Here is a 22,214-nt window from a genome sequence, read left to right as displayed (position 1 = left end):
CCCGGCAAGATTGTTGCCAAAGAGATTCGATGACCTATTGCGTCGGCCTGAAGATCGATCGCGGGCTCGTGTTCATGTCGGACACGCGCACCAACGCCGGCATGGATTCGATCTCGACCTTCAGGAAGATGCATGTCTGGGAAGAGCCGGGCGAGCGCGTCATCGTTTTGATGTCGGCCGGCAATCTGGCGACGACGCAGGCCGTGGTCAGCCTGCTCGACGAACGCACCAAGGCAGTGGCGGAGCGCCGTGCCACGCTGCTCGAAACGCCCTCCATGTACCAGACAGTCCGGTTGGTCGGAGACACCGTCAAGGAGGTCATCGCCAGTTCGTCGCCGGCTGGCGAAAAGGCGGATTCCTACTTCAACGCCTCCTTCATCCTCGGCGGTCAGATCAAGGGCAGCGCGCCGCGCCTGTTCATGATCTATCCGGAAGGCAATTTCATCGAATCGACCGACGACACGCCGTTCTTCCAGATCGGTGAGACCAAATACGGCAAGCCGATCATTATCCGCGCTTATGAAAGGACGATGAGTTTCGCCGAGACGGTGAAACTGCTGCTGGTGTCGTTCGACTCGACGCTGAAGTCGAACCTGTCGGTCGGCCTGCCGCTCGACCTGCTGTTCTATGAAAAGGACACTTTCAAGGTCGGCCTCAAAAAGCGAATAACCCAGGACGATCAATATTATCGTACGATCTCGGATAGCTGGTCGAACGCGCTGAAGACCGCCTTTGCCAGTCTGCCTGATTTTCCCGAATGAAAACCTTCGTTTTTCGTGCTCTTTGATCGCGGCTCGATGAGGCGCCACGGAGGCGAAGAAGATGAATAGCAACGAATTCCGCGAGTGGTCGCTGCGAGCGGCTGAATGGGGCGTCGACTACAGAAACAGCCTTCGCGAGAGACCGGTGCGGCCGCTTGTCGAGCCGGGCGAAATCTTCAAAAGCGTCGATGCCGCGCCGCCGGAAGACGGTGAAACGATGCAGGCAATCTTCGCCGATTTCGAACAAAAGATCCTGCCTGGCATGACGCACTGGCAGCATCCGCGTTTCTTCGCCTATTTCCCGGCCAATGCGGCACCGGTCTCCGTCGTGGCCGAGTATCTGGTTTCCGCGATGGCCGCGCAATGCATGCTCTGGCAGACCTCGCCAGCGGCAACCGAACTCGAGACGCGGGTCGTCGATTGGATGCGGCAGGCGCTTGGTTTGCCGGAGGGATTTTCCGGCGTCATGCAGGATTCGGCTTCATCGGCGACGCTTGCCGCCGTGCTGACCATGCGCGAGCGCGCGCTCGACTGGCAAGGCAACAAGAACGGCTTGCAAGGGCAGCCGGTCATGCGGATCTATTCTTCCGACCAAGTCCATACTTCCATCGACCGGGCGATCTGGGTGTCGGGCATCGGCGAGGCGAACCTCGTGCGCATTCCGGTCGCCGGACGCTTCCGCGCCATGCAGACGGCGGCTCTGGAAGCCGCGATCGTTACCGACCGCGAAAACGGCATGCTGCCGGCGGGCATCATCGCCAGCGTCGGCGGCACAAGTACCGGCGGCACCGACAATGTGGCGGCTGTTGCCGAGGTGGCGAAGCGGCACGGGCTCTACCTGCATGTCGATGCCGCATGGGCCGGCTCCGCCATGATCTGCCCCGAGTTCCGGCATTTCTGGACCGGCGCCGAAAATGCCGATTCCATCGTCTTCAACCCGCATAAATGGTTGGGGGCACAGTTCGATTGCTCGATGCAGTTCATTCGCCAGCCGAAAGACCTGGTCCGCACGCTGGCGATCAAGCCCGAATTCCTGAAAACGCATGGCCGCGACGGGGTCATCAACTACTCCGAATGGTCGGTGCCGCTCGGACGGAGGTTCCGCGCTCTGAAACTTTGGTTCCTGCTGCGTGCGCATGGCTTGGAAAATCTGCGGAACATGATCCGCAACCATGTCGCCTGGAGCGAGAGCCTCGCCGCGCGGCTGGCTCGGGAACCGGATTTCGAGATCGTCACGGAACCGATGCTGTCGCTATTCTCATTCCGCCATCTCGCGGCTGCGGCCATCGACTCTGACGAGCACAATTTGCGGTTGGTCAACGCGATCAACGATGACGGCCGCATTTACCTGACGCAGACCCGGGTGGACGGGCAGGTGGCGATCCGCTTTCAGGTCGGGCAGTTCGAAACGACTGCGGCGGACGTCGATACTGCTTTCGAGGTCGTCACTGAGATCGCGCGGGGGCTGAGTTGATACCCTCGTCGAGATTGCGCCGGAGCTTTTCTCTCTGCAGTCGCCCGATTTTCATTAGCCGGCCCATACCTGTTCATGGCTTTCGTTTTCAGCTATAGACGAGAAAAACGAAAATGAGAGGTTGCTAGATGTATCTGTCGCCGCGTCATTCCGAAATCATCCAGATGGCCAAGGACCATGGCCGCGTACTGGTCGAGGAGCTGGCGACGCATTTCAACGTGACGCCGCAGACGATCCGCAAGGATCTCAACGATCTCTGCGACCAGCGGCTTTTGTCCCGCATCCATGGCGGGGCATTGTTCCCCTCCGGCATCGAGAACATGGAATATGAGGCTCGGCGCAAGATCGCCGCCGAGGAGAAGGAGGCGATCGGCCGCGCAGCAGCCCGGCTGATCCCCGATAACGCGTCTCTGTTCATCAATATCGGGACAACGACGGAAGCTGTCAGCAAGTCGCTGCTCGATCACAGCGGCCTGATGGTCATCACCAATAACATCAATGTTGCCAACAGGATGCGCATATATCCTTCGATCGAGGTGGTGATCGCCGGCGGTGTCGTGCGCGGTTCCGACGGCGGTGTGGTCGGCGAGGCCGCGGTCGATTTCATCAGGCAGTTCAAGGTCGATTTTGCGGTGATCGGCGCCTCGGCCATCGACCATGACGGCGCACTGCTCGACTTCGATTTTCGCGAGGTGAAGGTGGCTCAGGCGATCATCGCCAACGCCCGACATGTGATCCTGGTGTCGGACCAGACCAAATTCGAGCGCACCGCGCCCGTCCGCATCGGCCATCTGTCGCAGGTCAACACCTTTATCACCGATCGTTGCGACATCCCGTCGGTGCGTAAGATCTGCCAGGAGGCAGAAGTTCAGCTGATCGAAACGTCGCTCTCCTAGAGACGCCGTAGCGGCATCTTCCGCCCATCATATTTCGTTTGACATTCGTTATCATTTCGAAATAATTCCGCTACGGTTTCGCAAGAACCCAAAAATGCTGCAATGCGAAGTCGAGGGAGGATTCTTTGAGCGCATCACCGATTCATGACATTTTCGTCATCGGTGGCGGCATCAATGGCTGCGGCATCGCCCGCGATGCCGTTGGACGTGGCTTTTCGGTTTTTCTTGCCGAGATGAACGATCTGGCCAGCGGGACCTCTTCCGGCTCGACCAAACTGATCCACGGCGGCTTGCGCTATCTCGAATTCTACGAATTCCGTCTGGTGCGCGAAGCGCTGATGGAACGCGAGGTCCTGTGGAGGAACGCGCCGCATATCATCTGGCCGATGCGCTTCGTGCTGCCATACGCCAAGGGACTGCGTCCGGCCTGGCTCATCCGGCTCGGGCTTTTCCTCTACGACCATATTGGCGGGCGCAAATTGCTGCCGCCGACGAAAACGCTGGACATGGCCAAGGATCCGGCCGGCAAGCCGCTGAAGCCGCTGTTTCGAAAGGCGTTCGAATATTCGGACGGTTGGGTCAACGATGCCCGGCTGGTTGTGTTGAACGCCCGCGACGCTGCCGAGCGCGGCGCAACCATTCGAACCCGAACAAAGGTCGTCAGCGCACGCCGCGAAGGCAATCTCTGGACGGTCAGGCTTGAAAATGTGCGGACCGGCGATTCCGAGGAGGTCAAGGCGCGGCTGCTGGTCAATGCCGCCGGCCCGTGGGTCGATCAGGTGCTGTCGGCCACCGTCGGCTTGAACGACGTGCACAACGTCCGCCTCGTACAAGGCAGCCATATCGTCGTGGGCAAGAAATTCGACGACCCACGCGCCTATTTCTTTCAGAACAAGGACGGGCGCATCATTTTCGCCATTCCGTACGAAGACGAGTTCACGCTCATCGGCACCACCGACCGTGACCATCCCGGCGATCCGCACAACGTCAGGATCAATGACGCCGAGATCGACTATCTCTGCGCTGCGGCAAGCGAATATTTCGCGCAGGCGGTCAAGCCGTCGGATATCGTCTGGACCTATTCCGCGGTGCGACCGCTCTACGACGATGGCGCCTCAAAGGCGCAGGAAGCCACCCGAGACTATGTGCTGAAGGCCGATGGAGGCGAGGGTGCCGCCCCGATCGTCAACGCCTTTGGCGGCAAGATCACGACCTACCGCCGATTGTCGGAATCGATGCTCGAGAAGATCGAGGGTTTTCTCGGCAAGCGCGGCAAACCATGGACGGCAAACGCGCCGCTGCCCGGCGGTGACTTTCCCGTCACCGGCTTCGATGCCGAGGTGGCGAAACTGAAAACGGCGTACCCGTTCCTCGACGCCCGGCTGGCCCGCCGGTTGACCCGGCTCTACGGCACCCGCGCAAGGAAGCTGCTGGGCCTCGCCAAGTCGAACGTCGATCTTGGCCGTAACTTCGGCGCCGATCTCTACGAAGCCGAGGTGCGCTACCTCGTCGAAAACGAATGGGCGATGACTGCCGAGGATGTATTGTGGCGCCGGACCAAGCGCGGCCTGCGTCTCAGCCGTGAGCAGGCGGCAGTGCTCGACGAGTTCATGCGCGGAATAAGCCGGCAGCACGTAGCGGCTGCCGAATAGGAACGGCCGACTTTGCAGAAAGCCTGGGAGGAGGCATCATGCTTGAACTGAGAAACGTGACGAAGACGGTGGGTGCGGCGGAACATATCCGCGACGTCTCGCTGACGCTTCAGCACGGCTCGCTCAACGTCCTGCTCGGGCCGACGCTCTCCGGCAAGACCAGCCTGATGCGGCTGATGGCGGGCCTCGACGTGCCGACCTCGGGCTCGGTCTGGTTCGATGGCAAGGATGTCACCGGCATGCCGGTGCAAAAGCGCAACGTCGCCATGGTCTACCAGCAATTCATCAATTATCCGGCGATGACGGTCTACGAAAACATCGCCTCACCGCTGCGGGTGGCCGGCACGGATCAGGCAACGATCGACAGGGAGGTGCGCAATGCCGCCGCCCTTCTCAAACTAACGCCCTATCTCGACCGGACGCCTCTCAGTCTGTCGGGCGGCCAGCAGCAGCGCACCGCGCTGGCCCGCGCCATCGTCAAGAATGCCAGCCTCGTGCTGCTCGACGAGCCGCTCGCCAATCTCGACTACAAGCTGCGTGAAGAATTACGCGCGGAACTGCCGAAAGTCTTCGCGGCCGCCGGTACAATCTTTGTTTATGCCACGACCGAGCCGCACGAGGCCTTGCTGCTCGGCGGCAACACAGCAACGCTTTCCGAGGGCAGCATCACCCAGTTCGGGCCGACCATCGAAGTGTTCCGCAAACCGGTCGATCTGGTGACGGCGAGAACCTTCGCCGATCCGCCGCTCAACACCATCGTGCTTGCCAAGAAGGGCCTGGATTTCCTGCTCGAGGGCGGCGTGAAATTGCCGGTGCCGGCGGAACTCTTCGGCATTGCCGATGCGATCTATACGATCGGCTTCCAGCCGCATCATCTGTCCCTCGATCGGCCCAACGCCGCCGCAGTGCCGGTGCGCGCAAAGGTGACGATCACTGAGATCACCGGATCGGAAAGCTTCATCCATCTCGATTTTGCCGATGCGCGCTGGGTCATGCTGACCCACGGCATTCGCGACTTCGAGCCGGACGAGGAGGTCGAGGTGTTCATCGACCCGCGCCACATCATGGTCTTCGACGAGCACGGCCGCGCCGTGGCCGCGCCGAAGCTGGCGGCTTAGGAGGAAGCGATGGCGCGCATCGATGTCAATCATATCCGCCACTCCTATCTGCAGAACCCGCGCACGGATGCCGATTTCGCGCTGAAGGAAGTGCACCACACGTTCGAGGATGGCGGCGCTTATGCGCTGCTCGGCCCATCCGGCTGCGGCAAGACCACGCTGCTCAACATCATTTCGGGATTGCTGCATCCCTCGCATGGCCAGCTGCTGTTCAACGGCAGGGACGTGACCAATCTGTCGACCCAAGAGCGCAACATTGCCCAGGTCTTCCAGTTCCCGGTGATCTACGACACGATGACCGTCTACGACAATCTGGCATTCCCGCTGCGCAATCGCGGCGTGCCGGAGGCCGACGTCGACCGCAAGGTGCGCGAGACGCTGGAGATGACCGGGCTGGCCGATATGGCCAAACGAAAGGCGCGCGGACTGACCGCCGACCAGAAGCAGAAAATCTCGCTCGGACGCGGGCTGGTGCGCTCCGACGTCAATGCCATCCTGTTCGACGAGCCTTTGACCGTCATCGACCCGCATATGAAATGGGTGCTGCGCTCGCAGTTGAAGCAGCTTCACCGCCGCTTCGGCTACACCATGGTCTATGTCACGCACGACCAGACCGAGGCCTTGACCTTCGCCGACAGGGTGGTCGTCATGTATGACGGCGAAATCGTGCAGATCGGCACACCGGCGGAGCTGTTCGAGCGCCCGCGCCACACCTTTGTCGGCTATTTCATCGGCTCGCCCGGCATGAATGTCATGCCGGTGGCGATTGACGGCAAGACAGCGAAGCTGGGCTCGCAGCAGATCGAACTGCCGGGCGTGCCCAAGGCGGGCGGCGGCGCCATCGAGCTCGGCATCCGTCCCGAATATGTGCGCCTGGGCAGCCAGGGCATGGCCGTCCGGGTCAGCAAGGTCGAGGACGTCGGCCGCCACAAGGTGGTCCGTGCCAATCTCGAAGGACGCGAGATCGCCGCCGTCATCGGCGAGGACGAGACAGTTCCGGCTGATCCGAAGGTGCGGTTCGACCCGGCCGGCATCAACATCTATGCCGATTCCTGGCGCGTCGAGATGGGAGCCTGAAGTGGAAAAGACCTGGAACAACAGAGCCTGGTTCCTAGTGCTGCCGGTGCTGCTGCTGGTGGCGTTCTCGGCGGTCATACCGCTGATGACGGTCGTCAATTATTCGGTGCAGGACACTTTCGGCAATAACGTCTTCTTCTGGGCCGGCACGGAATGGTTCGAGGAACTGCTTTCCTCCAGCCGCTTCTGGCAGGCGATGATCCGCAACCTTGTCTTCTCCTTCATCATCCTGGCGATCGAAGTGCCGCTCGGCATCTTCATTGCGCTCAATATGCCGAAGAAGGGTTGGGGCGTGCCTGTTTGCCTTGTTTTGATGGCGTTGCCGCTGCTGATCCCGTGGAACGTCGTCGGCACCATCTGGCAGGTGTTCGGGCGCAACGACATTGGCCTGCTCGGCTATTACGTCAACGCGCTCGGCATCGACTATAATTATGTGCAAGACCCATATGACGCCTGGGTCACGGTCATCATCATGGACGTCTGGCATTGGACCAGCCTCGTCGTTCTGCTCTGCTATGCCGGCCTGGTCTCGATCCCGGATGCCTTTTATCAGGCGGCCAAGATCGACGGTGCCTCGCGCTGGGCGGTGTTCCGTTACATCCAGCTGCCGAAGATGAACCGCGTGCTGCTGATCGCCGTGCTGCTGCGCTTTATGGATAGCTTCATGATCTACACCGAACCGTTCGTGGTGACCGGCGGCGGACCCGGCAACTCGACGACCTTTCTTTCGATCGATCTCGTCAAGACGGCGCTCGGCCAGTTCGACCTCGGCCCGGCGGCGGCGATGTCGCTGGTCTACTTCCTTATCGTCCTGTTGTTGTCATGGGTGTTCTACACCGTGATGACCAATTACGACGCGGAGCGCTGAGATGAGCCGCGCTGACGAAAGAGCCGACAGAGTGAGCGAGACGACAGCTTCGGAAGGGCTTGCCAGCCCGCTACGGCAGGACGAGATCGCACGGCTGATGCGCCGTCGCGGCGAGGAGTCGCGCTGGTGGTGGATCGTGCCGACGCTCTACATCATCGTTCTGCTTTTGCCGATCTACTGGCTCATCAATATGAGCTTCAAGACCAATGGCGAGATCGTCTCGTCGCTGACGCTCTACCCGCACGCACCGACATTGGCGAATTACCGCACCATCTTCACCGACGCGTCCTGGTATTCGGGCTACATCAACTCGATCACCTATGTGGTTATGAACATGGTGATTTCGGTGGCTGCGGCACTGCCTGCTGCCTATGCCTTTTCGCGCTATCGCTTCCTCGGCGACAAGCATCTGTTCTTCTGGCTGCTGACCAACCGCATGGCGCCGCCGGCGGTGTTCGCGCTGCCATTCTTCCAGCTTTATTCGGCCTTCGGCCTTATCGACACCCACATCGCCGTGGCTCTGGCGCATTGCCTGTTCAACGTGCCGCTGGCGGTGTGGATCCTCGAAGGCTTCATGTCGGGCGTACCCAAGGAGATCGACGAGACCGCCTATATCGACGGCTATTCGTTCCCGCGCTTCTTCATCAAGATCTTCATGCCGCTGATTGCGAGCGGCATCGGCGTCGCGTGCTTCTTCTGCTTCATGTTCTCGTGGGTGGAGCTCTTGATCGCCCGTACGCTGACGACAACCGATGCCAAGCCGATCGCCGCGACCATGACCCGCACCGTTTCGGCCGCCGGCATGGATTGGGGGCTGCTCGCCGCAGCCGGCGTGCTGACGCTGATTCCCGGCGCGCTCGTCATCTGGTTTGTGCGCAACTACATCGCCAAGGGCTTTGCCCTGGGGAGGGTATGATGGAGCAGGTCGACAGAAGCCCATGGTGGTGGGCCGTGCTGCTTCTCGCCCTGGTCGTCGTGGCCTGGGTGGCACTTCAAATCGATTTCGTGGCAATAACGGTAGGCTTCAGCGATCCGGCTAATATCCGCCTGTGGGGATTTAACCTCTCGTCCAACCTCGATTTTTCGTGGATGGCCTGGACGTGGCCGACCGCGGCCTTCTTTGGAACCATCTTTCTGCTGCTTTGCGGCATGGCGGTGTGGGAATACGTCTCGCCGGGCGGCAATCCGCGCGTCGGCGTGCTGCGGTTCGAAACGACGCGTGGCGACCGCCTGTTCCTGTCGCTGCTTGGCAGCGCCTTTATCCATCTCGCTTGGCTGGGTCTAGTCGGACCCAATCTGTGGTGGGCTCTCGCTCTCTCCGTGGTCTACGCCGTCGGCGTGTTCCGCTACGTATAGAGGGGGAAACTGTTGGAACGGCGGCGTGCCGGCCGCCGATCCAGATCGCACTTTGAACTTTAACAGTGGAGGAAATACATGCGACGGCAATTCTTGACATCAACAACTGCGCTTGTCCTGTTGCTCGGGGCAAGCAATGCCTATGCCGGAATGGACGAGGCCAAGGCCTTCCTCGATAAGGAAATCGGGCCCCTTTCGACGCTTTCGCGCGCCGACCAGGAAGCCGAGATGCAATGGTTCATCGATGCCGCGAAACCTTTCGCCGGCATGGATATCAAGGTGGTTTCCGAAACCATCGCCACGCATCAGTATGAATCGCAGGTGCTGGCGCCGGCCTTTACGGCCATCACCGGCATCAAGGTTACGCATGACGTCATCCAGGAAGGCGACGTCGTCGAGAAGATCCAGACCCAGATGCAGACCGGCCAGAACCTCTATGACGGCTGGGTCAACGATTCCGATCTGATCGGCACGCACTGGCGCTACCAGCAGGTGCGCAACCTGACCGACTGGATGGCAGGCGACGGCAAGGATGTCACCAACCCGAATCTCGACCTGAAGGATTTCATCGGCACTTCGTTCACCACCGCGCCCGACAAGAAACTCTACCAACTTCCCGACCAGCAGTTCGCCAACCTCTACTGGTTCCGTTACGACTGGTTCAACGACGAGAAGAACAAGGCGGACTTCAAGGCCAAATACGGCTACGACCTCGGCGTGCCGGTGAACTGGTCGGCCTATGAGGACATTGCAGCGTTCTTCACCGGGCGTGAGATCGACGGCAAGAAGGTCTACGGCCATATGGACTATGGCAAGAAGGACCCGTCGCTCGGCTGGCGGTTCACCGACGCCTGGCTGTCGATGGCCGGCAACGGCGACAAGGGCATTCCGAACGGTCTGCCCGTCGACGAATGGGGCATCAAGGTCGACGAGAATTCGCGTCCGGTCGGTTCCTGCACGGCGCGCGGCGGCGACACCAATGGTCCGGCTTCCGTCTATGCCATCCAGAAGTACCTCGATTGGCTGAAGGCCTATGCACCGGCGGAAGCCCAAGGCATGACCTTCTCCGAATCGGGGCCAGTTCCGGCGCAGGGCGCGGTTGCCCAGCAGATCTTCTGGTACACCGCCTTCACCGCCAGCATGGTCGACGCCAGCGCCAAGGCGGTGCTGAACGACGACGGCACGCCGAAGTGGCGCATGGCGCCGTCGCCGCATGGCGTCTACTGGAAGGACGGCATGAAGCTCGGCTATCAGGACGTCGGTTCCTGGACGCTGATGAAGTCGACGCCGACCGACCGCGCCAAGGCCGCCTGGCTCTACGCGCAGTTCGTCACCTCGAAGACGGTCGACGTGAAGAAGAGCCATGTCGGTCTGACCTTCATCCGCGAGAGCACGATCCACGACAAGAGCTTCACCGAACGTGCGCCAAAGCTCGGCGGCTTGATCGAGTTCTACCGCTCGCCGGCGCGCGTCCAGTGGTCGCCGACCGGCACCAACGTGCCGGACTATCCGAAGCTGGCACAGCTCTGGTGGCAGGCGATCGGCGATGCTTCGTCGGGCGCCAAGAGCGCGCAAGAAGCAATGGACTCGCTCTGCGCCGAGCAGGAAAAGGTGATGAGCCGCATCGAGAAGTCGGGCGTCCAGGGCGATATTGGCCCGAAGATGGCCGAAGAGCATGACCTCGCCTACTGGAATGCGGACGCGGTCAAGAAGGGCAATCTCGCTCCTCAGCTCAAGATCGAGAACGAGAAGGAAAAGCCGGTCACCATCAACTACGACGAGCTGGTGAAGAGCTGGCAGCAATAGGACCGTTTGATGCGGGCGTCCGCGCCCGCATCGCCATGCTCAGGGGAGGCGGCATGTTGCCGTCTCCCCTGTTTGCGTGAACGGCTCCGCGCCATCCGGCGTCGAGAAATCGCAGCACCTTTGAACTCGCTTCGACGGGAGAGAGAATGACCGGATATATCCTTGCAATCGACCAGGGGACGACATCGAGCCGGGCGATCCTGTTCGACGACAAGATGAAGGTCGTCGGCAGCGGGCAAAAGGAATTCACCCAATATTATCCGGCCTCCGGCTGGGTCGAGCACGATCCCGAGGAGATATGGGCAAGCGTCGTGGAAACGGTGAAAGCCGCGCTGAAGACAGCCGGCCGCAACGCAGCGGAAGTCGCCGCGATCGGCATCACCAACCAGCGCGAAACCGTCGTCATCTGGGACAAGGAGACCGGCAAGCCGATCCACAACGCGATTGTCTGGCAGGACCGCCGCACCGCGCCGCTATGCCAGAAACTGAAGAAGCTGGGGCTGGAGAAGAAATTCACGAAAAAGACCGGCCTGCTGCTCGATCCCTATTTCTCCGGCACCAAGATCGCCTGGATGCTGGACAAGGTGAAGGGCGCCAGAAAACGCGCCGAGAAGGGCGAACTGCTGGCCGGCACCATCGACAGTTTCCTGATTTGGCGCCTGACTGGCGGCAAGGTCCACGCCACTGACGCCACCAACGCCTCGCGCACACTGGTCTACAACATCGAACAAAACGCCTGGGACGACGAGCTGCTGGCCATTTTCGGCATACCTGCAAGAATGCTGCCGCAGGTGAAAGATTGTGCCGATGATTTTGGAATCACCGACAAAAGCCTGTTTGGTGCAGAGATTAGAATCCTCGGTGTGGCCGGCGACCAGCATGCGGCGGCGATCGGCCAGGCCTGTTTCGAACCGGGCATGATGAAATCCACCTACGGCACCGGTTGCTTCGCGCTGCTCAACACCGGAAGCGATCTGGTTCGTTCGAAGAACCGGCTTTTGACCACCATCGCCTACAGGCTGAACGGCAAGACCACCTATGCGCTGGAGGGCTCGATCTTTATCGCCGGCGCCGCCGTGCAATGGCTGCGGGACGGCATCAAGGTAATCGGCAAGGCCGAGCATAGCGGCAAATTGGCAGCGGAAGCCGATCCGACGCAGAACGTCTATTTGGTGCCTGCTTTCGTCGGGCTCGGCGCGCCCCATTGGGATGCCGAAGCGCGCGGCGCCATCTTCGGGCTGACCCGCAATTCGGGGCCGGCGGAATTTGCCCGCGCGGCACTGGAATCCGTTGCGTTCCAAACACGCGACCTGCTTGACGCCATGCGCAAGGACTGGAAGGCCGCCTCGGCCAAGACCGTGCTCAGGGTCGATGGCGGCATGGTGGCGTCGGACTGGACCATGCAGCGGCTGGCCGACATTCTCGATGCGCCGGTCGACCGGCCGACAATTCTCGAAACAACAGCACTCGGTGCGGCTTGGCTGGCCGGCTCGAAGGCGGGTGTCTGGCCGAAGGCCGCGGAATTCGCCAGGAGTTGGGCGCTCGAGCGCCGGTTCAAGCCGGACATGGATGCTTCGACACGTGCCGCCAAGCTGGCAGGTTGGCGCCACGCTGTGCGCAGGACGCTAAGTACGCAATAGGCAGGGATGCCGCCGGATTCGCACTAATGAAAAACCCGCGCCGTTTCGGGCGCGGGCTTGCAGCCTCTAATCTGGGACTCAGTAAGGCGACCGGCACTGCCGGCGCGGACCGTAGTTGGGCTGGTAAGTGTTGTCAGAAGCGCGATAGCTCCGATAACGGTCATAGCACCACTGCACGTGGGCATCGCCACGATAGACACGATTCTGGTTGACGATCGCGCCGGTAATCAGCGCTCCAGTAGCAAACGCAGCCAGCGGGAACCAGAAATCGCCGTGACGGCGATAGCCGCGACGATATTCGCGATAGCCGCGATGGCCACGCCAGTACATGCCGTCGTCACGCGAAAAATTGCGACGGAAATCGCGACGCGAGAAATCGCGATTGAAATTCCGGTGCCTCCGCCACGGCTCGTACTGGACGGTCTGGACATTCGAGGTGAGCCCCTGGGCAGGGGGCGCATAGCTGGGCTGAGCGTTGACTGGCACGATCTCCGCGGCAGCGAATGAGATCGAAAGGGTGGTCGCCAGCAGGCCCGACATGATCCTATTCATGATCTTCTCCTTGAAACGCGTGTCCCTTGTCGCGGAAAAACGGACAGGCTGCGCAAATTGTTCCGCCAAAAATCCCAAGTTGCTGATCTGCAAAGGTTCTCTCGATTCGCTGCTTGCGCTTGTCCCGCAAAGCGCGAGCTTCGGCCTTGCGCGAGAGGGAGGCCGTTCCGTCGACGCCGAAGCGCTCCGCAAGGCATGATGACACTGCAGGACAGTCCGGTTTGCGAGCCGTCTTTTTCCGGTTGACCGGCAGAGGCACTCTCCCTATGTTCCGCGCAATTTCGAGGGCGGCCTTTCTGAGCCCGCGGGAGCGCGTAGCTCAGCCGGTAGAGCAACTGACTTTTAATCAGTAGGTCATGGGTTCGAATCCCATCGCGCTCACCAAAATCAAGATTGTCCAACCCGGAGACATAGGTAACAGATTGTACCTAAGACATGGGTGACAACCTCGTGCCGAACGCATGCAGTGGCTTTAGCCGCCCGCTCCATCGTCCATCATCGTGCCGGTGAGCGCCTCATAGGCTCTGCTGCACAGCTGTGAATGCGGACAATCCTTCACGATAAGCACTGGCGCCACGGTGAGAACTGCTCCGGCAAGGATTTGCAGGCAAAGACCGACGGCGCTTACCTTTCTGCCGAACACGCCGGCCAGGAAAAAGTAGAGACCCTGGGCCATGCAGGCTGCGGTCAGAATGCCCCGAAGCGTGCTGGTCGCTCTTGCGAAGGGCGTTATGTAGCCATCAGGAGAACCCAGCATGCCGAGATCGGCGGACCATTGCAGCGCCGGCATGACGCTCAGCGCTGACCAGACGAGGGCCGTCGTGCGAGTGAACAGCGTCTGCTTTGGCTTGTTGCTCGGATCGGCCATCGGGATCACGTCGGAATTGCGTGCCGGGACATGCGCAAGCTCTCGGTCAAATCAGCGAGACATTGCCGCCAGCATGGCGCTCGAGCCGTCCGGCTAGGTCGAGCTCCAGCAGCACCATGAACACTTGGGCGGGATGCAGGCCGGTGTGGCGGATGATCTCGTCGACTGCTACCGGCGTCGGGCCGAGCGCCTCGACGACGCGGTCGCGGTCGTCCTCGCGCGGCGGCGGCGTTGCCGAAAAGTCGGGCGGCTCCTCAAGCGGCGATGTCCTTGGGGCCCAGGCGCCGACCAGCGGGGCGATCGCACTGGTGATATCGGCGGCCTCGGTGACAAGGGTTGCGCCGTCCTTGAGCAGGCCATTGGCGCCGGCAGCGCGCGGATCGAGCGGCGAACCGGGAACGGCAAAGACCAGGCGGCCCATCTCGCCGGCAAGCCGGGCGCTGATCAGTGAGCCGGAGCGCTGTGCGGCCTCGACCACCACCAACCCTAATGCAGCACCCGCGACAAGCCGGTTGCGGCGCGGGAAATCCTGCGCGCGCGGCTGCCAGCCAAACGGCATTTCGGAGACGATGGCGCCGCCGCGCTCGGCAATCTCGTCGCACAGGCCGGCATTTTCGGGCGGGTAGGGCAAATCGAGGCCGCCGGCGAGCACGCCGATTGTGCCAGTCGCAAGGCTGCCATGGTGCGCGGCCGTATCGATGCCGCGCGCCAGGCCGGAGACGATGCCATAGCCGTCGCGGCCGAGATCCGCCGCCAGCATCCGCGCCATCTTGATGCCGGCCAGCGATGCGTTGCGAGCGCCGACGATGGCGACCGCTGGCAAGCGGAACACCGCGCTATTGCCCCTGACCGCGAGCAGCGGCGGCGGATGATCCATGCTTTTCATCAGCGGCGGATAATCCGCTTCGCCGATGCCGACGAAGCGGGCGCCAGCCCGCCGGGCGGTCTCCAGCTCCGCCTCGGTCTCGGCAATGGACGGGATGCGGACGATTTTTTTGGCGCCACCCGAAATCATCAGCTCGGGCAGCATCGATAGCGCTGCTTCGGCCGAACCGAACCGGTTGATCAGGTCGCGAAAGGAAGCCGGGCCGACATTCGGCGTGCGGATCAGACGAAGCCAGCTCAGCCGCTGCCGGTCGCTGAGGCGCGGCCCGGCGTCGGGCTCGCTCACTCCTTGGCCCCGATCTTACCCTCGGTGCCGGCAAGCAGCCGCGCAATGTTGGCGCGGTGCTTTACGATGACGATTAGGCTCATCGCCGCGAAAAGCCCGGCAATCTGCGGCGTGCTCAGGAAATACAGCGCCATGGGCACCACGACTGCTGCCGTCAGTGCCGCAAGCGAGGAGAAGCGGAACAGGAAGGCCACCGCCAGCCAGACGACGGCGAAGATCAGCGCCGCCTGCCAGGCAAGGCCGATCAGCACGCCAAGGTAAGTGGCGACACCCTTGCCCCCCTTGAAGCCGAGCCAGACCGGAAAGAGATGACCTAAAAACGCGCCGAAGCCGGCCCAAAGTCCGAACTCGGGCGCAAAGCGGCCTGCGATCAGCACCGCCGCGGTGCCTTTAAGGGCGTCGAGCAGAAGCGTGGCCGCGGCCAAGCTCTTGTTGCCGGTGCGCAGCACATTGGTGGCGCCGATGTTGCCGGAGCCGATGTTGCGCACGTCGCCGAGGCCGGCGGCACGGGTGATCAGCAGGCCAAACGGGATCGAGCCGAGAAGATAGCCGAACACCAATGCCAAGACGGGACTGTAAGCCATTGTTCCCCCGAACTTTCCTTGGCTGAGCGGATTTTAAGCCGTGACACCTGTTTTCGTCCTAGGCCGAAAACACTGTGCGGCCCGCCACCATCGTTTGCAAGACCTTGCCTTGCAGTCGTGCGCCTTCGAAACAGGTGTTTTTCGAGCGTGAGCGGATGCCGCTCTCGCTGACGACCCATGGCTCGTCCAGATCGACGAGCGAAAGGTCGGCCAATGCCCCCGGTTTCAGCGTGCCGCCGGGCAGGCCGAACAATCTTGCCGGCGCGGTCGACAGTGTCTCGACCAGCCGGAGCAGCGTCACGTCGCCATTGTGATAGAGCCGCAGCGCTGCGCCTAGCAGCGTTTCCAGGCCGATGGCGCCGGCCGCGGCATCGGCAAAGGGAAGGCGCTTGGTGTCGACGTCCTGCGGGTCGTGCGAGGAGACGATGAGATCGATGGTGCCGTCCTTGATCGCTTCGATCATCGCCAGCCGGTCTTCCTCGGCGCGCAGCGGCGGCGTCAGCCGGAAGAAGGTGCGGTACTCGCCGACATCATTCTCGTTGAGCGACAGATTGTGGATCGACACGCCTGATGTGACATTGGCGCCATCGGCTTTCGCGCGTGCTACCGCGCTTGCCGCCATAGCCGTCGAAATCTTGGCAGCGTGATAGGCGCCGCCGGTCAGGCGAGCCAACGCGAGATCGCGCTCCAAGGGGACCGATTCGGCTTCGCGCGGAATGCCGGCAAGGCCAAGCCAGCTTGCGTAAAGGCCTTCGTTCATCACGCCGGCCGAAGCGAGGTCGGCGTCTTGGGTTTCATGCGCGATGACGCCACCGAAATCGCGCGCATAGGTCAGCGCGCGGCGCATCACCAGCGCGCTGGCAATAGAATGCCGGCCATCGGTGAAGGCGACCGCGCCGGCCTCGCGCAGCAGGCCGAATTCGGTCATCTCGCGGCCTTCCAGCCCCTTGGTGATCGCTGCTGCCGGCAAGATGTTGACGATTGCGGTGTCCTTGGCGGTGCGCAGCACGAACTCGACCAGTGCGACATTGTCGATCACCGGGTCGGTATCGGGCATCATGACGATTGAGGTGACGCCGCCGGCCGCCGCAGCGATGCTCGCCGAAGCAATGGTCTCCCGGTGTTCGCCGCCGGGTTCGCCGATGAAGACGCGCGCGTCGATCAATCCGGGGATGATAGTCTTGCCGGCGCAGTCGATGATGGTGGCGCCGTCGGGCGCGCCCTGGTTCAAGGCCGCCTTGCCGGCGGCAACGATTTTGCGGCCTTCAACGATGACGGTGCCGACCTCATCGATGCCGCGCGACGGGTCGACGATGTGGGCCCGGCGGAAGACCGTAATGCTCATCAGGCGCGGCCCTCGTGATTTCGACGGGGGTCGAGCAGCGCTTCCATAACCGCCATGCGCACGGCGACGCCCATCTCAACCTGTTCCTGGATAACGCTTTGCGGGCCGTCGGCGATCTCGGAGGCGATCTCGACGCCGCGGTTCATCGGGCCGGGATGCATGACCAGCGCACCGTCCTTGGCCGCCTTCAGCTTCTCCGCGTCGAGGCCGAAATAGCGGAAATATTCGCGCACCGACGGTACGAAAGCGCCTTCCATGCGTTCGCGCTGCAGGCGCAGCATCATTACCACGTCGGCGTCCTTCAGACCCTCGGCCATGGAACGTGTGACGATGACGCCCATCTTCTCGATGCCGGCGGGCAAAAGCGTCGAAGGGGCGACGACCCTGACCTGGGCACCAAGCGCGTTGAGCAGGATGATGTTGGAGCGGGCCACGCGCGAATGCAGGATGTCGCCGCAGATCGCCACGATCAGCTTCGACAACGGACCCTTGACGCGGCGGATGGTCAGTGCGTCGAGCAGCGCCTGGGTAGGGTGCTCATGGGCGCCGTCGCCGGCATTGACCACCGAACAGCCGACTTTTTGGGCAAGAAGTGCTGCCGCGCCGGCCGATTGATGGCGGATGATCAATATGTCGGGACGCATGGCATTCAGCGTCATCGCCGTATCGATCAGCGTCTCGCCCTTTTTCACCGACGAACTCGCTACGGACATGTTCATGACGTCGGCGCCGAGCCGTTTGCCGGCCAGCTCGAATGACGATTGCGTACGGGTCGAGGCTTCGTAGAAGAGATTGATCTGGGTGCGGCCGCGCAGCGTCGATGTCTTCTTGTCCGACTGCCGCGAGATGGCAACGGCCCTGTCCGCCCGGTCGAGCAGAAGCTCGATGTCGGCAGGGGAAAGATCGCGGATGCCCAGAAGATGGCGGTGGGGATAAAGCGGCAGGGACGATGCGTCGGTCATCTCAAGTCGCTGCTATAGGGGGGAGGCTCCGCGGCTGCAAGCACCGGCTTGGGATTGGATTGGTTCTCCCCGGTATTTTCGTCGCGCGCCGCTGGCCATAGGCTATAAACCGCCTTGGCTTTGGATTCGCAGCCTTCAGGTGATAAGGACGAAGCGTGACTGACGACGTGACCAACCAGCCGCCGCCGCTGGCCGGCGGCAACGCCTGGCGGGGCGATCCGTTGCTTATCCAGCTTGCCGAGCGCTTTTCCGATTCGGTGCGCAAGGACCTCGACGGGCTTGGCCGTTTCGTTCTGACCCATGAGGCGCAGGAACTGGCCCGTCTTGCCAATGTCGAGATGCCGAAGCTCAGGACCCATGACCGCCAGGGCCGGCGCGTCGACCAGGTCGAGTTCCATCCCGCCTATCACGCGCTCATGCGCCGCTCTGTTGCCAACGGGCTGCATTCGTCGGTCTGGGAGAATGGCGACGCCGAGATCGGCCGCCGCCACCAGGTGCGCGCTGCACGCTTTTACCTCACGGCTGAGCTCGAGACCGGACATCTCTGCCCGATCACCATGACCAGCGCTTCGCTGGCAGCGCTGATGGCCAGCCCGAAGCTGTTTCGCGAATGGGCGCCTCGGGTGACGACGCGCAAATACGATCAAAGCCAAAAGCCTCCGGTCGAAAAAGCCGGGCTGACACTCGGCATGGGCATGACCGAGAAGCAAGGCGGCACCGATGTCCGTGCCAACGTCACCAGGGCCGAGCGCGCGGGCAGCGGGTTTTATCGCCTGACCGGCCACAAATGGTTCATGTCGGCGCCGATGTCGGATGCCTTCCTGGTGCTCGGACAGGCGCCGGAGGGACTGTCGTGCTTTCTCGTTCCCCGCCTGCTCGGCGACGGATCCGGCAACGGCTTCCGCTTTCAGCGGCTGAAGGACAAGCTCGGCAACCGCTCCAATGCCTCGTCGGAGGTGGAATTCGTCAATGCCATCGGCGAGATGGTCGGCGAGCCGGGCGCGGGCGTGAAGACGATCATGGACATGGTGACCCTGACGCGGCTCGACTGTGCCGTCGCCTCATCGGCGATCATGCGAGCCGGACTGGCCGAGGCCGTCCACCACACGCGCCACCGCAAGGTGTTTGGAACCAATCTGGTCGAGCAGCCGCTGATGCAGCGTGTGCTGGCCGATATGGCGCTCGACGTTGCCGCCGCTACCGCGCTGTCGTTCCGGCTGGCGCGCTCCTTCGACGAGGCGGCCGGCGACCGCGGCGAGGCGGCCTTCGCCCGCGCCATGACGCCGGTCGTCAAATACTGGGTCTGCAAGATTGCGCCGCCGCTGCTCTATGAAGCGATGGAGTGCCTCGGCGGCAATGGCTATGTCGAGGAGGGGCCGCTCGCCCGCTACTATCGCGAAGCTCCGGTCAACGCGATCTGGGAGGGATCCGGCAACGTCATGGCGCTCGACGTGCTACGTGTGCTGGGGCGTGCACCCGGCCTGTTCGATGACGTGCTGGCCGGCATCGACCGCGATCTCGGCGCCGGCGGACGCGGCACCGTCGGCGTGCTCAAGGCGGCAATGCAGGTCGCTGCAACCGACGAGGGCTCGGCGCGGCTCTTGACCGAGCAATTGGCATTGTCGGCGGCGGCGGCAGAGCTTCGCAGGCTGGGGGCAGGGCGGATCGCCGACGCCTTCGTCGAAACGCGCCTCGCCGGCCAGTGGCGCAATACCTATGGCATGATCGATTCCCGCCATGATGCGCGCATGATCATCGATACGCTCTACCCGCCGATCAACTAAGGGCCGTCGCCCAATTCGCTGCCGCTCTCGTGACCCTGTGGATGGCCGTTAACCTTAACGAATGGTTTCCATTGCGGCGGCCGGTGGCAAAGCCCAATGTTATGGTTAAGGCAAGGATTGTTCAGCTGAGCGGCTTTGCCCTGCGAAGCAGGAGCGTCATGCGGCATATTCTGAGCTCTTTTCTGGCATTGCATTGGGCGGCCGTTTTCGCCCTGCTGGCGTTCATTTGCATCGACGGGAATCGAGGCGTGGCGACGGCCCTTGGCGTACTGGGCGTTCCCGTCCAGAATACTCGATTTGCCGATCTCGAAAACGCCGTCGTTGTGGCGCCGCTCGCCGTGGCACTGCTTGTCGTCGCGGTGCTGTTCTGCTGGGCCTTTGTTGAAGCACTGACCAGCGACAGGACCAACCCGGATTCCGCCGATAGCGTCACGCGAATCGCCTTCATTTCCGCCTTGGGCGTGCTGTCGCTGATCGTCATCGGCGGCGCCGCGCAAGGCATCAATGGGCTGTTCATGATTGTCGCGGTGCAATTGGCGGCACTTCTGGCGTCCTATGTCGCGATGCTCGCGGAGCGGCGGTCGACCGTTGCCGCGGCAGTTCCAGGGACCGGCGAAATCCGAGCGGCCGCGCATGTCATGGCCAAGGCAGCGGCGCATAATTCCTCGCTTGCCCGCATTTCCGGCCGGCTGGATTCGAGGGATGACCGCTGATGCGCACCTTGTTCGCGCTGTGGGCGGCTCCGCTCCTCTTGTTTTGGGGCTGGTTCTTTCTGTCGCTCAACGACATCAATTTCGGCTATGTCATGCTGAGCCGCCAATTACACGATCTCGTCTTCCAGCTCTATGGACAGATGCTCGGCGTTGATCCGGCGCTTATTCCGGGCATGGTGGCGAAAGCTTGCGTGTTCGATGGGCTGCTGCTGGTGGCGTTCTGGGCATTTCGCCGCCGCAAGGCGATTGGTGGCTGGATCACGGCGATGCGCAACCGCTATTTCGACCAGGCATCGACGCCGAGCGCCTGAAGCCGGTCGAGAACACCTTGGAGGATAAAAGCGGCCGCCGCAGAGTCGATCTTGCCGGCGCGTTTCTTGCGGGAAAAATCCATCTCGATCAGCGTCCGCTCGGCCGCCACCGTCGACAGTCGTTCGTCCCAAAAGAGGAAGGGCAGATCGGTCAATCCAGCCATATTGCGCACGAAAGCGCGGGATTTTTGGGCGCGCGGGCCTTCGGAGCCGTCCATGTTGATGGGGAGGCCGATCACCACGGCGCCGGCATTTTCCTTCTGTAGCAGAGCGAGCAGCACTGCGGCATCGAGCGAGAATTTCCTGCGCATGATGACGGGGCGCGGGTGGGCGAACGACAAGCCGCGGTCGGAAACCGCCATGCCGATTGTCTTGTCGCCGAGGTCGAGACCGGCCAGGGTCTTGCCGCCGCCGAGCCGGGCCGGCAACTCCTCGATGGTGATGATGCCCAACGGCTTTTCCTTTGACCGCGACGCCGCAAGTCCTATACGCGCAAAGCGTGCGCGGCACTTTAATTTCGCCGCCGGCGTTCTATCCTCTACCGAAGCAAAAATCGAGGAAAGCATTGATGAAACTGACCTGGTACGGACATTCGGCATTCCGAATCGAAATCGAAGGCGCGAAAATCCTCATCGACCCCTATCTGGTCGGCAATCCGTCATGGACGGGCGGCTGGGAAGGGCCGGCCGAAGGGATCACGCACGTGTTGCTCACCCATGGCCACAGCGACCACATCAGCGGCGCCATCGAAGTGCTCAAGAAGAGCGGCGCGATGCTGGTCGCCAATTTCGAGATTTGCATGTACCTGGTCGGCAAGGGCGTCGGTGACAAGCAGATCAATCCCGGCAATATCGGCGGCACCGTCGATTGCGGCGGCTTCACCACCACCTTCGTTCAGGCTCTGCATTCATCGTCCTTTCCGGGCGAGGGTGGCCAGAATACCTATCTCGGCAATCCGGGTGGGCTCGTCCTGCACTTTCCCGAGGACAAGACGCTTTATCATATGGGCGACACCGACATTTTTTCCGACATGGCGCTGATCAACGAGTTGCACGAACCGAAGATCGGCATCGTGCCGATCGGCGACCGCTTCACCATGGGTGGCGCGGTAGCAGCCCTTGCCTGCCAGCGTTTCTTCAAGTTCGAGACGGTCGTTCCCGCTCATTTCGGCACATTTCCGATGATCGATCAGACCGCCGACAAATTCGTGGCCGGGCTGGATGGATCGGGTGTGAAAGTTGCGTTGCCGAAGATCGGCGAGACGATTACGCTGTAA

Annotated in this window: 22 protein-coding genes and 1 tRNA gene; 16 read left to right on the top strand and 7 right to left on the bottom strand. The window is 62.0% G+C overall.

Features of this window, described 5'->3' with window-relative positions; all coding sequences use genetic code 11:
- The first annotated feature begins 29 nt into the window (after positions 1–29).
- The 11 genes from NKJ23_RS24165 (at position 30) to glpK (ending at position 12,648) form a co-directional block, all read left to right on the top strand.
- Positions 30–761, top strand: a complete 732-nt coding sequence (locus tag NKJ23_RS24165) for a proteasome-type protease (protein ID WP_254817354.1) — start codon at positions 30–32, stop codon at positions 759–761.
- Positions 762–822: 61 nt separating this feature from the next.
- Positions 823–2,235 carry a pyridoxal phosphate-dependent decarboxylase family protein gene (locus NKJ23_RS24160; RefSeq protein WP_352682871.1) on the top strand — a complete coding sequence of 471 codons (1,413 nt, stop codon included), beginning with the start codon at positions 823–825 and terminating at the stop codon, positions 2,233–2,235.
- Between the two features lie 128 nt (positions 2,236–2,363).
- Positions 2,364–3,131, top strand: coding sequence for a DeoR/GlpR family DNA-binding transcription regulator (locus NKJ23_RS24155; protein WP_023674889.1), 768 nt, complete (start codon positions 2,364–2,366; stop codon positions 3,129–3,131).
- A gap of 125 nt (positions 3,132–3,256) precedes the next feature.
- Positions 3,257–4,783 (top strand): glycerol-3-phosphate dehydrogenase, encoded by a 1,527-nt coding sequence (glpD, locus tag NKJ23_RS24150; protein WP_352682869.1) that lies wholly within the window; start codon positions 3,257–3,259, stop codon positions 4,781–4,783.
- Positions 4,784–4,821: 38 nt separating this feature from the next.
- A complete protein-coding gene (locus tag NKJ23_RS24145) occupies positions 4,822–5,901 on the top strand; it encodes an ABC transporter ATP-binding protein (RefSeq protein ID WP_254817350.1) in 1,080 nt (359 codons plus the stop codon).
- 9 nt (positions 5,902–5,910) lie between these two features.
- Positions 5,911–6,978, top strand: a complete 1,068-nt coding sequence (locus tag NKJ23_RS24140) for an ABC transporter ATP-binding protein (protein ID WP_352455722.1) — start codon at positions 5,911–5,913, stop codon at positions 6,976–6,978.
- A gap of 1 nt (position 6,979) precedes the next feature.
- Positions 6,980–7,846 (top strand): carbohydrate ABC transporter permease, encoded by an 867-nt coding sequence (locus NKJ23_RS24135; RefSeq protein WP_023674893.1) that lies wholly within the window; start codon positions 6,980–6,982, stop codon positions 7,844–7,846.
- A 1-nt stretch (position 7,847) separates the two neighbouring features.
- Positions 7,848–8,762, top strand: a complete 915-nt coding sequence (locus NKJ23_RS24130) for a carbohydrate ABC transporter permease (protein WP_352455723.1) — start codon at positions 7,848–7,850, stop codon at positions 8,760–8,762.
- Positions 8,763–8,935: 173 nt separating this feature from the next.
- Positions 8,936–9,202 carry a DUF2160 domain-containing protein gene (locus tag NKJ23_RS24125; RefSeq protein WP_031193610.1) on the top strand — a complete coding sequence of 89 codons (267 nt, stop codon included), beginning with the start codon at positions 8,936–8,938 and terminating at the stop codon, positions 9,200–9,202.
- A 78-nt stretch (positions 9,203–9,280) separates the two neighbouring features.
- A complete protein-coding gene (locus NKJ23_RS24120; protein ID WP_352682868.1) occupies positions 9,281–11,008 on the top strand; it encodes an ABC transporter substrate-binding protein in 1,728 nt (575 codons plus the stop codon).
- Positions 11,009–11,154: 146 nt separating this feature from the next.
- Positions 11,155–12,648: a glycerol kinase GlpK gene (gene glpK / locus NKJ23_RS24115; RefSeq protein ID WP_352682866.1), complete on the top strand. Its 1,494-nt coding sequence runs from the start codon at positions 11,155–11,157 to the stop codon at positions 12,646–12,648.
- Positions 12,649–12,726: 78 nt separating this feature from the next.
- Here glpK and NKJ23_RS24110 read toward each other — a convergent pair whose 3' ends face one another.
- The gene (locus tag NKJ23_RS24110) at positions 12,727–13,200 is read right to left on the bottom strand and encodes a BA14K family protein (RefSeq protein ID WP_023674898.1); all 474 of its coding nucleotides are present in this window, start codon (positions 13,198–13,200) and stop codon (positions 12,727–12,729) included.
- 308 nt (positions 13,201–13,508) lie between these two features.
- Here NKJ23_RS24110 and NKJ23_RS24105 point away from each other — a divergent pair.
- Positions 13,509–13,584, top strand: a tRNA-Lys gene (locus NKJ23_RS24105).
- A gap of 88 nt (positions 13,585–13,672) precedes the next feature.
- Here NKJ23_RS24105 and NKJ23_RS24100 read toward each other — a convergent pair.
- From NKJ23_RS24100 to NKJ23_RS24080, 5 genes are read right to left on the bottom strand one after another with little or no spacing between them, the layout of a single operon-like run.
- Positions 13,673–14,068 (bottom strand): hypothetical protein, encoded by a 396-nt coding sequence (locus NKJ23_RS24100; RefSeq protein WP_352682864.1) that lies wholly within the window; start codon positions 14,066–14,068, stop codon positions 13,673–13,675.
- A 46-nt stretch (positions 14,069–14,114) separates the two neighbouring features.
- Positions 14,115–15,239: a DNA-processing protein DprA gene (gene dprA, locus NKJ23_RS24095; RefSeq protein WP_352682862.1), complete on the bottom strand. Its 1,125-nt coding sequence runs from the start codon at positions 15,237–15,239 to the stop codon at positions 14,115–14,117.
- Positions 15,236–15,823, bottom strand: coding sequence for a glycerol-3-phosphate 1-O-acyltransferase PlsY (gene plsY, locus NKJ23_RS24090; protein ID WP_352682860.1), 588 nt, complete (start codon positions 15,821–15,823; stop codon positions 15,236–15,238). The genes dprA and plsY overlap by 4 nt, the downstream gene beginning before the upstream one ends.
- Positions 15,824–15,881: 58 nt before the next feature.
- Positions 15,882–17,168: a dihydroorotase gene (locus tag NKJ23_RS24085; protein ID WP_352682858.1), complete on the bottom strand. Its 1,287-nt coding sequence runs from the start codon at positions 17,166–17,168 to the stop codon at positions 15,882–15,884.
- Positions 17,168–18,130, bottom strand: coding sequence for an aspartate carbamoyltransferase catalytic subunit (locus tag NKJ23_RS24080; protein ID WP_352448791.1), 963 nt, complete (start codon positions 18,128–18,130; stop codon positions 17,168–17,170). Before NKJ23_RS24080 ends, NKJ23_RS24085 begins: the two co-directional genes overlap by 1 nt.
- Before the next feature lie 155 nt (positions 18,131–18,285).
- On the opposite strand from NKJ23_RS24080, the gene NKJ23_RS24075 reads away from it, so the two are divergent.
- From NKJ23_RS24075 to NKJ23_RS24065, 3 genes are all read left to right on the top strand, one after another.
- Positions 18,286–19,914, top strand: coding sequence for a DNA alkylation response protein (locus NKJ23_RS24075; protein ID WP_352682856.1), 1,629 nt, complete (start codon positions 18,286–18,288; stop codon positions 19,912–19,914).
- A 158-nt stretch (positions 19,915–20,072) separates the two neighbouring features.
- Positions 20,073–20,627, top strand: coding sequence for a hypothetical protein (locus NKJ23_RS24070; RefSeq protein ID WP_352568709.1), 555 nt, complete (start codon positions 20,073–20,075; stop codon positions 20,625–20,627).
- On the top strand, positions 20,627–20,938 hold the full coding sequence (locus NKJ23_RS24065) for a DUF6105 family protein (protein WP_352455732.1): 312 nt from the start codon (positions 20,627–20,629) through the stop codon (positions 20,936–20,938). Before NKJ23_RS24070 ends, NKJ23_RS24065 begins: the two co-directional genes overlap by 1 nt.
- On the opposite strand, the gene ruvX is transcribed toward NKJ23_RS24065, so the two are convergent.
- Complete coding sequence (ruvX, locus tag NKJ23_RS24060; RefSeq protein WP_352448795.1) at positions 20,905–21,390, bottom strand: Holliday junction resolvase RuvX; 486 nt, start codon at positions 21,388–21,390, stop codon at positions 20,905–20,907. The two genes, NKJ23_RS24065 and ruvX, sit on opposite strands and share 34 nt — an antisense overlap.
- A 116-nt stretch (positions 21,391–21,506) precedes the next feature.
- Between ruvX and NKJ23_RS24055 the strand changes: the two genes are divergently transcribed.
- On the top strand, positions 21,507–22,214 hold the full coding sequence (locus tag NKJ23_RS24055; protein ID WP_352448796.1) for a metal-dependent hydrolase: 708 nt from the start codon (positions 21,507–21,509) through the stop codon (positions 22,212–22,214).

The sequence above is a fragment of the Mesorhizobium sp. M0184 genome (genome assembly GCF_040322215.1).
Taxonomy (GTDB): domain Bacteria; phylum Pseudomonadota; class Alphaproteobacteria; order Rhizobiales; family Rhizobiaceae; genus Mesorhizobium.
The sequence above is the reverse complement of the archived record's forward strand: the minus strand, read 5'-3'. Positions and strand labels throughout refer to the sequence as shown.